This window comes from Gemmatimonadaceae bacterium, assembly GCA_020852815.1.
Taxonomy (GTDB): domain Bacteria; phylum Gemmatimonadota; class Gemmatimonadetes; order Gemmatimonadales; family Gemmatimonadaceae; genus SCN-70-22.
The window spans coordinates 19456-32982 of sequence record JADZAN010000038.1; the positions used below are offsets into that span (position 1 = coordinate 19456).

The 13527-nt window shown below is 69.4% G+C and carries 8 protein-coding genes; 3 read left to right on the forward strand and 5 right to left on the reverse strand.

Annotation, left to right across the window (positions count from 1 at the left end; all coding sequences use genetic code 11):
• The first annotated feature begins 297 nt into the window (after positions 1–297).
• Complete coding sequence (locus IT359_18455) at positions 298–3021, forward strand: cyclic nucleotide-binding domain-containing protein (GenBank protein ID MCC6930979.1); 2724 nt, start codon at positions 298–300, stop codon at positions 3019–3021.
• 27 nt (positions 3022–3048) lie between these two features.
• Here IT359_18455 and IT359_18460 read toward each other — a convergent pair whose 3' ends face one another.
• A complete protein-coding gene (locus tag IT359_18460) occupies positions 3049–3561 on the reverse strand; it encodes a GNAT family N-acetyltransferase (GenBank protein MCC6930980.1) in 513 nt (170 codons plus the stop codon).
• A gap of 24 nt (positions 3562–3585) precedes the next feature.
• On the reverse strand, positions 3586–4140 hold the full coding sequence (locus IT359_18465; protein MCC6930981.1) for a dCMP deaminase family protein: 555 nt from the start codon (positions 4138–4140) through the stop codon (positions 3586–3588).
• A gap of 196 nt (positions 4141–4336) precedes the next feature.
• Here IT359_18465 and IT359_18470 point away from each other — a divergent pair, with 196 nt between their 5' ends.
• A complete protein-coding gene (locus IT359_18470; GenBank protein ID MCC6930982.1) occupies positions 4337–6832 on the forward strand; it encodes an ABC transporter permease in 2496 nt (831 codons plus the stop codon).
• A gap of 60 nt (positions 6833–6892) precedes the next feature.
• Here IT359_18470 and IT359_18475 read toward each other — a convergent pair whose 3' ends face one another.
• From IT359_18475 to IT359_18485, 3 genes are read right to left on the reverse strand one after another with little or no spacing between them, the layout of a single operon-like run.
• Positions 6893–9499: a response regulator gene (locus IT359_18475; GenBank protein ID MCC6930983.1), complete on the reverse strand. Its 2607-nt coding sequence runs from the start codon at positions 9497–9499 to the stop codon at positions 6893–6895.
• Entirely contained in the window at positions 9496–10035 is a 540-nt protein-coding gene (locus IT359_18480) for a YfiR family protein (GenBank protein ID MCC6930984.1), read from the reverse strand. The genes IT359_18475 and IT359_18480 overlap by 4 nt, the downstream gene beginning before the upstream one ends.
• Before the next feature lie 54 nt (positions 10036–10089).
• Positions 10090–12108, reverse strand: a complete 2019-nt coding sequence (locus IT359_18485; protein ID MCC6930985.1) for a TonB-dependent receptor — start codon at positions 12106–12108, stop codon at positions 10090–10092.
• A gap of 581 nt (positions 12109–12689) precedes the next feature.
• Here IT359_18485 and IT359_18490 point away from each other — a divergent pair.
• Positions 12690–13527, forward strand: an 838-nt coding sequence (locus IT359_18490) for an IS110 family transposase (GenBank protein ID MCC6930986.1), incomplete at its 3' end; no start/stop codon positions are given.

The following is a 13527-nucleotide window of genomic DNA, read 5'->3' on the forward strand; positions in this document are numbered from 1 at the left end:
GGTACCCCGGCGTGCGAACGGGTTCCGCCGTCTCGTGGCTGGTTGTGCATTCGTGCCTTGCGCGCTGCCGTCATGCCGCGAAGAACGATCCGGGGCCCCCGGTGTCGGAGGTCGCACCCGGGGGTTAGGTTGGCGGCCCGACCGTCGAGTGGCCGCCACCCACACCCCTTCTCCCCTCCGGAGGGTTGCCTGCACGAGCATGTCGAGAAAGCGCTCCGGTCGCTCATCGCCGACGACGGCGACCGCGACCGCCTGTTGCACGAGCTTGCTGTCGAAGCCATTCCGCCTGGGAGCGTCTTGCGCACCGTGGGAGAGACGGTGCGCGACCTTATCGTCGTCGAGTGCGGCGTCGTCGAAGTCGAGACGCCGGGCGAGCTCCCGCGCTGGGGGACGCGCGGCGCGGTCATCGGGATGGCCGAGTCGCTGCTCGGCGCCCCGTCGCCATCGAGCGTAACGGCGATTCGCCATTCGCGCGTCGCACGTCTCCCGGCGCGTGCCATTTGGGAGCAGGGCGGCGGGGCGACTGGCGCGTTTGCCCTCTCGCAGCTCACGCGCTCGAGCACCATTGCACAGGCGCGCGACGAGGGGCTGCATACCGTCCCCCCTGACCCGCTCGTGATTGCCGTCATCCTCGAGGCGCTCGATGACGCGCGTGCGGTGCAGCTGGCGTCGCTGCTGGAGGCGGCGGTGGCCGGGATCACGGGTGGTCGCCTGGTGCGCCTCACCAATGCCGCGGCACACGCGTCAGTTGCCCTCGCCGACGAGTTGGCTGAGTGCGAGGCGGGGGCGGAGACGGTGGTCTACCTCGTCACAGCAGGAACGGGAGAGCGCGGCGCAGCGGTCACCGCGCACGCCGATCGCGTCATCCTCGTGCAGCCGCTCCTCGCCAGTGCTCCCGGTTCGCCGGCGCGCAATGTCGCTTGCGACGGCGCACCGCGTCGTCATACCGAGGTGGTCTACGTGGAGAGCGGTACGCAGTCGACGGCCGAGTCGACGCGCCGCATGCGCGCCCCCGCGCGCGTAAAGCGCACGCACCTCCTTCCCGAGCCGTCGGCGGCGCGCCTCGAGTTGCTCCTGGCGGGTATTCGCCAGGCGGCGCGCTCGCACGACAGGCTGCGCGACTTCGAGGTCTTCGCAGAGCTCACGCCGGCCGAGCTGGCATGGGTGCAGCGCGCCCTGCGCTGGGACCGTGTGGACGGGGGAAACGTCCTCGTGCGCCAAGGGGAACGGAGCGAGGCGCTCTGGCTCCTGCGTGCCGGACGCCTTGAGGTGGTGCGAGAGTCCAGCGGCCGGCAGCAGCATCTCGCCACGCTCGGCCCGGGGTCGGTGGTCGGAGAGGCGGCGCTCCTGTCCGGTGTGCCGCAGAGTGAGTCGGTGCGCGCGGTGCGCGACAGCACCGTGGCGCGACTGGAGCGTGAACAGGTCCTCTCGCTGATGGAGCGCTCGGTCGGCTTCGCGCGGGTGATGGCGCGCGTCATCGCCCGCGATGTCGTCACGCGCTCGTTTGGCGAGGGCGACCCCGGGGTCAAGCGCGGGCGCACGATCTCCATCATCCCGCTCGCCGAGCCGGGACGCGTGCGCGCCTTCGCCGCGCAACTCGCCGAGGCAATGCGACACGCAGGCTCCGACACCACGGTGGTCGACACCGCGCGCCTCGACTCGGCGTTAGGCGCGCAGGCGTCGACGACGCGGCGTGGCGACGTGGGCGACGCCGAGATCATCGCCTGGCTCAATCGGTTGGAGGAGCAGCACGAGACGGTCATCCTCGTGTGCGGCAGCGAGGTTGACTCGTGGGCGCGGCGCGCGGTGCGGCAGAGCGATGCGCTCCTGTTCGTGACCGATGCCAGTGCCTCGCCGGCCCGGCGATTGGTGGAGGCGGGGCTTCTTGCCGTCCCCACCATCGCCGCCGCGCCTCGCGGCTCAGGACACGACGGCGCGCCGGAACAGGCGATCGGCGCCACTGCCTTCGCCGGCGCCTGTCACCTGGTCTTGTTGCAGCCGGCGGGGATCGGCGAGGCGCGCGGGACGGCCGCGTGGCTGGCCGAACGCGCGTCGCACACGCACCACCACCTGCGCGAGGGGTCGCGCGAGGACCTCGACCGCCTCGCGCGTCGCCTCACGGGGCGCGCCGTCGCCATCGCCTTTAGCGGCGCGGCGTCGCGCGCGCCCGCGCACTTCGGCGCGGTGCGCGCCATGCGCGAGCACGCGCTCCCCATCGACGTCATGGCAGGGAGCAGCTCCGGCGCCGGCGTCGCCGCGCTCCTCGCCTGCGGGTGGTCGTACGAGGCGACGCTGGCGCACGCGCTGCGCATCATCAAGGACGGCATCCCGACGCTCCGGCAGTTCCAGCCGCCCTACACTGCGCTTACCAGCGGCAAGGAAGCGGGAGAGGTGCTGCAGGCCGTCTTTGGGGAGCGGCAGCTGGAGGATCAGCTCGTCCCGGTCACGATCACCGCGGTCGACATCCGACGCCATCGCCTCGCGCTGTATCGGCGAGGCCCCATCTGGAAGTTACTGCGCGCCTCGGGGTCGCTCCCCCTCCTCTGGCCCCCCGTGTGGCACGAGGAGGAGCTCCTGGTCGACGGAGCGATCCTCAACTACCTCCCGATGGACGTCTTCGGCGAGGAGGTCGCCTTCGGCCTGACGATCGGGAGCAACCTCGAGATCTCTTCCAAGCCGGGCGAGCCGGCCTTCGCGAACACGATGCGCTACGGAACGTGGATAAGCGGGTGGCGCTACCTGTGGCGGCGCCTGACGGGAAAGAAGAAACCGCGTCCCCCCCGCATCGTGGAGATCCTGTACCACGCGATGGCGATCCCGAGCTTCCACCAGCAGGCGGCGATGGAGCGCCTGGGGGAGCGGGAGAACGTCTGCATCCTCACGCCGCCTTTAGGCAGCTTCGGGCTGTTCGGCGCGGACGCGGAGGTGGGGAAGCAGCTGGAGCGCGAGACGCACGCGTATGCGCGCGAGGCGCTGGCGCCGGTCGCGGCGCGATGGCGGGAGCGGCGTGGGCACGCGTAGCGCTGCGTCCCTCCAGCCAATGCGAACCTACCCCTCCGCATCGCGCCCGAAGTCGCGCGTCATCTCCACCATCGTGCGCCGAAAGCCGGCGCGCGCGAAGAGCCGCTGCGCCTCGGCGTTCCGCTCGGCCGTGGACAGGACGATCTGCGAGATGCCGCGCGCGCGGAGCGTGTCGATGGCCGCGGTGAGGAGCTGCTCGCCCACACCGCGCCGCCGGAACTCGGGGGCGACCAGGATGTCCTGCAGGACACCGGCGGGGCCACGCAGCGACATGTAGTCGTGCCCTTCGTCGGTGGCGTACACGTAGCCGATCACGTCGCCGTGGTCGTCGGCCACGAGGACGATCGACTTGGGATCGTCGAGCTGGCGGATGAGGAAGCTCGCGTAGTCCGCCGGCGTGCGTTCGCGCGTGGGGATGAAGCGCCGCTCGTCGAAGCCATGGTGCTCGTCGACGAGGAGCGCGCCAAGCCGGCCCAGTCGGGGGAGGTCGGCGCGGATGGCGGGGCGGATGGTGGTGTCGCTCGGGGCGTTAGGCGTCATGGTGGCGCACTCGGTCGGTTGGCGTCAGCGATGCCCATGCTCGTCAGGCAGGTCGGTGGCGACGGCGGCGCGCGCCCCCGCCCACGCAGCGTCGGGATCCGCCATGTCGAGCCAGTCGATCCCGCCATGGAAGCGAGCCTGCAGCACCTCGTACTGCTTCTGCTTGTCGGCGTCGGGATGCACCCAGTCGTGCAGGTAATACACCTTGTGGATCCCCGCCTGCAACATCTCCTTGGTGCAACCAAAGCACGGGCGCACGGTGGTGTAGAGCGTCGCCCCTTCCACCGCGATCCCGAAGCGCGCCGCCGCCAGCAACGCATTCTGCTCGGCGTGCACGCAGATGCAGAGGTCGTACGCGGTGCCGGAGGGATACGTGTCGCGATTGGCGCAGCGGTGGCAGCCACCCGCCGAGCAGTTGGTCATCCCCTCGGGCGTCCCGTTGTAGCCTGACGAGACGATGCGCCGGTCGCGCACGATGATCGCACCGACCTTGAGCCCCGTGCAGTCGGCCCGGGCGCGCACGGCCATGGCGATTCCCATGAAGTAGGTGTTGCGATCGGGGCGAACGAGCGCGGGCATGGCGGTGAGTGGGCGAGGCGGCTGGGCAGGTGGCGCTGCGGCGTGCCTGAAAGGTGACGGTTCGGCGACGGCCCGCACAACCGACCAAGCGCCCGAAACGGCGTCGGCAGCGCGTGCAAACCTTCCGACCAGGCTCGCCTGTCCGAAGGGGAGGTTCTCCCACGCCTAGCCCCTTCGCCGCTCCCCCTCGCCGCCGATGCGCGACCTTCGCTACGCCATCCGCTCGCTGCGCACGACGCCGTTCGTCAACGCCGTGGCCATCCTCTCGCTGGCCCTGGGCATTGGCGCCAACGCCGCCATTTACTCGCTCTTCGACCAGATGCTCCTGCGTCCGCTCCCGGTGGCGAACCCTGAGGCGCTGGTGAATCTCGAACTCCCCGGCCCCATCCAGGGGAGCGACTCGTGCAACCAGTCGGGGTGTGGCGACGGGATCATCTGGAGCTATCCGATGTTCCGCGACCTCGAGCGCGCCGACCACGGGCTGGCGGGGATCGCCGGGCTTCGCATCTACGGCGCCAGCATCGCCCTCGGCGACGAACCCACGGTGGGCGACGGAATGCTCGTCACGGGGAGCTTCTTCTCCACACTCGGGCTGCAACCCGCCGTTGGACGCCTCATCCAGCCCAAGGACAACGAGCCGGGGAGCGACAACATGGTGGCGGTGCTCAGTCACCGCTTCTGGCAGGATCGCTTCCAGGGAAAGCGCGATGCGGTGGGGCAGCTCCTGCGACTCAACGGGCGCGCCTTCACCATCATCGGCGTCGCCCCCGAGGGGTTTGATGGGCCCACGTTAGGCTCGCAACCCCTCGTCTACACACCCATGCAGTCGCGCGTCTGGGTCGGTGACTACAAGGGGCTGGAGAACCGCCGCGACTACTGGGTCTACGTCTTCGGGCGCCTCAAGCCGGCGGTGACGATGGAAGCGGCCAAGGCGTCGCTCGACCGCATCATTGCCCCAATCCTCACCGACGTCGAGGCGCCGCTGCAGCAGGCGATCAGCGAGGCGACGCTGAAGCGTTTCAAGGAGAAGCGCGTGGTCCTCAAGCCGGGCGCGCGCGGGATGAGCTCGATGCAGGGGGAAGCGCGCACCCCGTTGACGATGCTCTTTGCCATCACCGGGGTCGTCCTCCTCATCGCCTGCGCCAACATTGCCAACCTCCTCCTGGCCCGCGGTGCCAACCGCGCCACGGAGATGGGGGTACGGCTCGCCCTTGGCGCCTCGCGCTCGCGCCTCGTCAGGCAGCTCCTGGTGGAATCGCTCGTCCTGGCGGCACTCGGCGGTTTGGTGTCGCTCCTCGTGGCGCGCTGGACGCTGCAGGGCATCGCCGCGATGCTCCCGCCGGAAGGGGCGACGACACTCGCCTTCACGTTGCAGCTCCCGGTGCTCCTCTTTGCCGGCGCGCTCGCCGTGGCCACCGGCTTCCTGTTCGGTCTCTTCCCCGCCCTGCACTCCACGCGCGCCGATCTCATCTCGTCCATCCGCGCCGGCGCCGGCCAGATTGCCGGCGGCGTCGCCTCGCGCTTTCGCACCGGGCTCGCCGTCGCACAGATCGCGCTCTCCACCGCCCTGCTCGTCTCCGCTGGGCTCTTCCTCAAAAGCCTCGTCAACGTGAGCCGTGTCGATCTGGGGATTCGCGTCGACTCCGTGGCGACGTTCAGCGTCTCGCCGCTCCGTGTAGGGTACGATACGCTGAGAGCCAAGGTGCTCTACTCGCGCATCGAGGAGGAGCTGCGCGCCATGCCGGGGGTGACTGGCGTGACGTCGTCGATCGTCCCGCTCCTGTCGGGCGACAGTTGGGGGAACGATGTGCGCGTGCAGGGCTTCGAGTGCCTGCCCGATGTCGACTGCAACTCGCGCTACAACGCCATCGGCGCCGGCTACTTCACGATGATCGGGGCGCGCCTGGCGGCGGGGCGTGACTTCACGGCCAGCGACCAATACGGCGGCAGCCGAGTGGCGATCGTCAACGAGGCGTTCGTCGAGAAGTTCAAGCTGGGGCGAGAGGCCGTGGGGAAGTTCATGGGACGCGCCAGCGGCAACGACTCGCTCGGGATCCAGATCGTCGGCGTCGTCCCCAACGTGGCCTACAACTCCGCCAAGGGCGCGCCGCAGCCCGTCTTCTATCTCCCGTGGCAGCAGCAGGGGATCATTGGACAGATGTACTTCTACGCGCGGACGCGTCTCCCCGGCGACCAACTGGTGGCAGCGATTCCCCAGATGATGAAGAAGGTCGATCCCGCGCTCCCCGTGCAGGACCTCAAGACGCTGCCGCAGCAACTGCGGGAGAACGTCTTCCTCGACCGCATGATCTCCATCCTGTCGGCGGCCTTCGCCTGCCTGGCAACGCTGCTGGCCGCGGTGGGGCTGTACGGCGTGCTCGCCTACTCCGTGTCGCAACGCACGCGGGAGATCGGGGTGCGCATGGCGTTAGGCGCCGATCGTGGCCGCGTGCAATGGATGATCCTGCGCCAGGTCGCGATCATGGCCGGTGTGGGAGCCACCATCGGAGCGCTGGGCGCGCTCGGGATCGGGCGCGCGGCGCGCTCGCTCCTGTACGGGCTGGACGGGCACGACCCGCTCGTCTTCGGCGCCGCGGTGCTCCTGCTGGGTGCGGTGGCTATTGGCGCTGGGTGGGTGCCGGCGCTGCGGGCCAGCCGCACGCAGCCGATGCGAGCGCTGCGGTACGACTGAGAACTACTTACGGGGAAGCTTGTTCAGCGAAGGCTGGGGAGGACGGGAGCGGGCGCACCGTCACTCCCGCTCTCCCGCCTCCACCGCGTCCAGTTCGCGTTCGGCGGCTTCGTAGGCAAGCTCTACCTCGGCGCAGCGGAGTTCCAGCTCCTCGATCGAGACCAGCTCCACCAGGCGCTCCATCGTTCGCAGCAGGCCCGCCAGCTGCGTCGCCCCCACGTGGGCGCTGCTGCGCTGGAACTCGTGCGCGAGCCCCCGCACGGCCTGCCGATCGTCGGCGACCACCGAATCACGCAGCGCCTGCAACAGTTGTGGCGCCGATTGGCGATACCAGCGGATCGATGTGCGCCGCTGCGAGGGCGCGGTGGCCGAATCGCTCTCGCGGCGCAGCGATCCCACGTCGAGCGCCGAGCCCTGGCCCAGGATGCGATGCATCCGCTCGTTGGCCGGCGCGGCGTTGCGCGGTGGACGTTCCTCGCCCACGATGTCGTTCCAGACGGAGCTGGTCGTCCCGCTCTCCTGCCACGCGCCACGCCCGAGGGCGAGTGGGGCATCGGTGACTCCCTGCTCCAACTGTCCGCACCAGCGCCGGAAGACGACGAACAGCTCGTCGAGGCGGAACGGCTTCGAGAGGTAGTCGTCCATTCCCGCCGACAGGCACCGCTCGCGCTCCCCGTCGATCGCCGACGCCGTGAGGGCGACGATCGGGATGCGGCGCGCCTCATGTGAACGTTCGGCACGGATGACGCGCGTGGCATCGTAGCCGTCCATCTCCGGCATCTGGCAGTCCATGAGGATGATGTCGAAGTCGCGCTCCCGCGCCGCCTCCACCGCGTCAGCCCCTGTCGGTACGACGACCACGGCGCAGCCCAACGTGTCGAGGAAGGAGCGCGCCACGAACTGGTTGATGTCGTTGTCGTCCGCCAGCAGCACCCGTGTACCAAGGAAGGAGTTGCGCACCACGTCGCGCGTGTGGAGCTGCGCCTCCTCTGCCGTCGCCTCGTGCGCCAGCGCGTGCAGTACCGGCGCGGCGCTCCCGTCCAGGTTGCTCGCCTGGGAACCGCGCGCCTCGGTTGCTGCTGGCGGCGCGGCGTCTGCCACGCGGGGGGCGCCGCCGGCCGCGTCCACGCGGCGCACCCGCACGGTGAACCAGAACGTACTCCCCTGGCCCGACGCGCTTTCCACGCCCACCTCACCGCCCATCAGCTCCGTGAGCTTGCGGCTGATCGCCAGGCCAAGCCCCGTCCCGCCGTACTTGCGGCTGGTGCTGCTGTCGGCCTGCGTGAACGGCTCAAAGAGACGCGCCACCGTGTCGGCATCGACGCCGATTCCCGTGTCGCGTACCGCGATGCGCACCAGCATGCTGGTGCCGTCGTCCTCCTGGACGGTCGTGTCGATGCTCACCTCGCCACGCGCGGTGAACTTGATCGCGTTGCCCACCAGGTTGAGGATGATCTGCCGCACGCGCGTGGGATCGCCTCCCACCATGCGCCGCGCCGCCGGTGCCACCGTCGAGCGCAGCGTGATCTGCTTCTCCGCTGCCTTTCGCGCAAAGAGGTCGACCGCATCGCCCACCACGCGCGGGAGGTCGAACTCGACGTTCTCGATGTCGAACTTCCCCGCCTCGACCTTCGAGAAGTCGAGAATGTCATTGATGATCGTGAGGAGCGACTCCCCCGACTGCTGGATCGCGAGGACGTACTCGCGCTGGCGCGACGACAGCTCGGTATCGAGCATCAGCTCCGTCATCCCCAGGACGCCGTTCATCGGTGTGCGAATCTCGTGGCTCATCGTGGCGAGAAATTCGCTCTTGGCCCGCGCCGCCGCCTCGGCCTCGTCCTTGGCAACGCGCAACTGCGCCTCGGTGCGCTCGCGCTCGGTGATCTCCATCGTGAGCGCGAGGGTCCGCTCCCCAACGCGTCGCTCCAGGTTCTCCCGCGCATCCGTGAGCGCATCGTCGCGCTTCTGGATCTCGTCCAGCATCCCGTTGAACGCGGTGATCAGCGTTCCCACCTCGTCGTTGCCGTGCGGCTCGGCGCGCACCGAGTAGTCCTGGTGCGTGGAGACGTCGCGCGCCACTCCCGCCAGCCGCAAGATCGGTTCGGTGACGAGCCCCAGCACGACGCTGGAGAGGACGATCGACACCAGCACCGTTCCCACCAGCACGGCGCCCATGATTCCCACCACCGCGCGCAGGCGCTCGGTGAGGGCGGTGAGCTCCGACTTGAGATAAACGGAGCCCAGCAGCTCCGAGCCGCGCCGGATGGGGACGTTCACCTCCAGCTGATCGCCGACGAACGCGTGTCCATCCGGGCCGGCGCGCACGGGGATCTGCCGCGCGGCGTGTGCATCGCGCGCATAGTGCGCGAAGGGACGGCCGGCGCCATCATAGACGACCGCCGAGACAATGCCGCGCTCCGTGCCAAGGTTGGCAAGCGTCTTCAGCGCGGCTTCCGTGTCGTTGAAGTCGAGCGCCGACTGGACGTTGGTTCCCACGATCCCCGCCAGCCCGCGCAGCTCCTGCGGCAGCTTGCGACGGAATTCGTACTGATCCCACACCACCACGCCGACGGACGAGACGATGAGCGCCACGGCGGCGGTGAGCACGATGAACGCCGTGAACTTGCGACGAAGGGGCTGGTTTCGCAGATGGTCGAGCGCGCTCACGGCTCACCTCCCTGCGACTTGACCAGGCGAGCCAGACGGAGCAATTGCGAACTGAGGCGCAGCCCGGCGTTCGCGGTCGCGTCGACGTTGACCTCGAAGCGGAGCTTGGCATCCTCGTGGAAGAAGTTGATCATGCCGCCACGCTCGGCAAAGCCGTCCGTGTAGCCGACCGTGAGAATGCCGCGTGCGCGCGCCACGCGGATCGCCCTACCGATCAACAGCGGATCGTCGGTGCCGAGAAAGAGCACCGCGAGCCCCTCCTGGTCTTCGACCTGGTCGACCGCACGCACGCTGACCGTGCGCCCCTCGATCATACGTCCGGCCACCAGGCGCGCCATCTCCTTGAGGAGCGCCGGGTCGGCGAAGACGCCGATGACGAACGGCGCGGTCGCCGACGCTCCGTCGGACCCTTTGGGCCACGACGCGTACTGGCCAAAGCGGAAAAGGAAGGCCGCGCGCAGCTGCGAGTCTGACGGCTCGCCCTGCGGTCCCCCGGTCGCGCCACCGATCATCCCCGGAAGGAGGACCGGCAGCAACGCGCGTCGTAAGGTGCGCCTCACATTACGCCAGACGTACATGAACGCGCGCGTCTAGCGTCGAACGGTGACCGAGCTGTACACGCTCCACGGAATGCGGGATGGAATCGTGCGCGACTCGGAGAGGAACTCCGCCTGCGGCGGTGACAGCATGTTGCGCCCGCCCAGGGCCCACTCGATGTGCGCATTGGGCGACCAGGCGAGCCTCCCGTCGACGGCGTGACGACTCGTCACGCCAAACGACGGCAAGTCGGCGACATAGCGATAGGTGAGGTCCACGTCGATGTTCCCGGGGAGCGACGACGCCGACCGCATCCGGAACTGGTGGCGCGGCGCCGAGCCTGCACGATCGGCCCCCTGCTCCAGCGCTGTAGGGGTGCGGGAGTAGTCCCAGTTCAGGTACGAGTAGACTCCCTCGAGCACCCATCCCGCCGTCGGCTCCCAGCGCGAGAGCAGCTCCGCGCCCGAGATGTCGGCGCGCCCCGTCGTTTGTGCCGTCGCCGCGATGCGCACCACGCCAGGCGGCGGCGTGGGGACGTACTGCGGTTCGCTGCGCTCGAAGATTCGGACCTTGGGATAGTGATTCCAGTAGACCGCAAGGTCGATCGAGACGGAACTCGTGGGACGCACGCGATAGCCAGCCTCGGAGGCGATGAGGACCTCGGAACCGAGGTCGGGATTCCCCACCAGCGCCACGACCGTTGGCGGGCCGCCGACTTGCGAGGGAATGATCGCCTGCGGGTAGTCGACATTGCGGTCCACGCTGGCCGGGATGCGCACCGCGCGCGCCACGCTGGCCCACAGCGTCTGGCGCGCCGACGGGAGCACGCTCAGGCTGGCCTTGGGTTGCAGCTCCCACCCCGAGTATGGATTGCGTTCCAGCTTGCCGCCTAACGTGACGAAGGCACGGTGCGGCACCAGGGCGATCTCGTCCTGGACAAAGGCGTTGAAGAACTGCTCGGTGACCCGGACGGGGCTGAAGACCATGTCCAGGATGCCGCGGTTGTGCTCATCCACGGAGCGGTAGCCGCCGCCCCAAACCACGCGCTGCCGCTCGGCGATTGTCAGTTGGTGCTGCACCTCGAGGTCGATCGTGCGTTCCTTCTCGTCCAGGCTGCTCATCGCGTTGCGATGGTTGTACGAGAGGTAGCCCTGCAGCGTGAGCGCCGAGCCCGGCGAGAGCGTCCGCTCCCAGCGCGCCAAGGCGTGGCCGCCGCTGAAGTCGTTCCGCTCCGGGAGCTGGAACAGGTACGGCGGCTCGGCGCGCGCCTGCGGGAAGTTTGTCCCGTACTTGAGCTGATGCGCATCCGCGGAGACCGTGAGGCGATCGCCCGCACGCTTCCACATCGTGCGCACGCCGGTACGGAGGAGCTTCCAGTCGTCGTTGGACTCACCGCCGGCCAGCGAGCCGAGGGCATCGCCTGCCTTGCGATTGGCAAACAGGCGATAGCTCCAGGCCTCGCCCGCGCTCCCGCTGTGCTGCAGTGCGACTTCCGCCTGGCCGTCGCGCCCGTAGCGCGCCGTGGCCAGCGACCCGTCGGTGGCGGAGGCCGCCTTGGTGACGATGTTGATGACCCCGTTCACCGCATTCGCCCCCCAGAGCGTGGCGCCGGGGCCGCGAATGACCTCGATGCGCTCGATCTCGGAGATCGGGAGATTCTCCTCCTCCCAGATGACCCCCGCGAAGAGCCGGGAGTAGACCGAGCGGCCGTCGATGAGGACGAGGAGCTTGTTGGCGTACTGGCCGGCGAAGCCGCGCGAGCCGATGGCCCACTGCGAGGAGCGGAGCTGCGCCGCCTGGATCCCTGGCGCCAGCTGCAAGGCTTCCTGGACCGATGACACACCGGTGCGCCGGAGGTCGGCGGCGGTGAGGACGAAGACCGCAGCCGGGGCCTCGAAGACCCGCTCCTCGCGGCGCGAGACGCTGCGCACCTCGACGCCCATGAGCTGTTCGAGTGACAGCTCCATGATCGCGGAATCCGCGGTCGCGCGCTGGGCGCCGAGCGGTCGGGCGTACGATCCCAACGACAAGGCCAGGAGAAGGCAGGCACGGGTGGCCGATCGGTACGTCATGATGTGCAGGGATTGCAGCTGGACGGAAGCTGGGCGCTCCACCGTCCGCGAGCCATGCCCGCGCGTGGTGCCGTCATCGCACGGACAGACGTCCGGCGATTCCCAGTAACGAGAGGATCGACGCAGCTGGCCGTCGGCTGAAGGGAGTGGTTGTGGGTGGAGTGGGGCGGGGGAGAGCGAGGTGGGGGCGAAGCGTTGCGACTGTCGGGGATTGCACTACGCGCGGGTGGGGGGGATGGCGGGAATGGGGGGGGCGGGGGGTGGGATTGTCGTGGGTCGAATTGGCGTCCTCGGCTGGTGTCAGCAATCGGGGTCAGAGCAATCGGGGTCAGAGTCACCGAACCAATTTCTCGGTGACTCTGACCCCGACTTTCCCTGATCCTCCCCGATTCGCCAAATCGCCCGTCCAAATGGCTCCCGACGTCCTCGTAGGGCACGCCGCGTAGGCGGTAGAGGCGTTTGGGGGGCAGATTCCTGGGGTCAGTCAGAATGAAGCGACCGGCTCGCGGTCGTGGTAACGTGGGTTACGCCGCCGGACGAGCCGACGGACCAGAGCCACAACACGACGGAGCCGGTCGCCTATGTCACGTACAGTGCGCTATGTCGGGTTGGATGTCCACGCCGAGACGATTACCGCCGCCGTGGCCGACGCCGATGGGACGCTCCAGGAGTGCGGGACGATCCCGAATCGTCCGGAGGCGGTGCGGAAACTCCTGGCGAAGCTCGGGGAGGCGGAGACGCTGCGCGTCTGCTACGAGGCCGGCCCGACCGGCTACGCGCTCTACTGGCAGCTGGCCGGCCTCGGCATCGCCTGCAGTGTCGTCGCGCCGAGCCTGATTCCCACCAAGGCGGGCGATCGCGTGAAGACGGACCGGCGCGATGCGGGACGCCTCGCGCGGTGTCATCGCGCGGGGGACCTCACGCCGGTGTGGGTCCCCGATCCGGCCACCGAAGCGCTGCGCGATCTCGTGCGCGCCCGCGAGGTCGCCAAGCAGGACCAACTGCGGGCGCGGCACCGCGTGGGCAAGTTCCTGCTCCGCCATGGCCGCCACCGGCCGGAGGGGATGCGCAGTTGGACGGGGCGGCATCAGCTGTGGCTGGCGCGGGTCCGCTTCGACACCGCGGTGCTGCAAACGGTCTTTGAGGAGTATCGGGCGGAGCTCGACCACGTCGCCGCGCGCGTGCGGCGGCTCGAGCAGGCGATCACGGCGGCACTGCCCACGCTCGCGCCCGCGCAGCAGGCGCTGGTGGGCGCGCTCGCCGCCCTGCGCGGCGTGCAATGCCTGACCGCGACGACGCTCGTGAGCGAAGTCGGGACGCTGCGCCGTTTCGCCACCGCGCGGCAGCTGATGGCCTATGCGGGGCTGGTCCCGCGCGAGCACTCCAGCGGGGGGAGTGTGCGCCGCGGGGCGATCACCA

Excerpts from the sequence above, each read along its gene's own strand:
- IT359_18460 (MCC6930980.1), bottom strand. The coding sequence starts at position 3,561 with ATGACGCCTAACGCCCCGAGCGACACCACCATCCGCCCCGCCATCCGC.
- IT359_18465 (MCC6930981.1), bottom strand. The coding sequence starts at position 4,140 with ATGCCCGCGCTCGTTCGCCCCGATCGCAACACCTACTTCATGGGAATC.
- IT359_18470 (MCC6930982.1), top strand. The coding sequence starts at position 4,337 with ATGCGCGACCTTCGCTACGCCATCCGCTCGCTGCGCACGACGCCGTTC.
- IT359_18485 (MCC6930985.1), bottom strand. The coding sequence starts at position 12,108 with ATGACGTACCGATCGGCCACCCGTGCCTGCCTTCTCCTGGCCTTGTCG.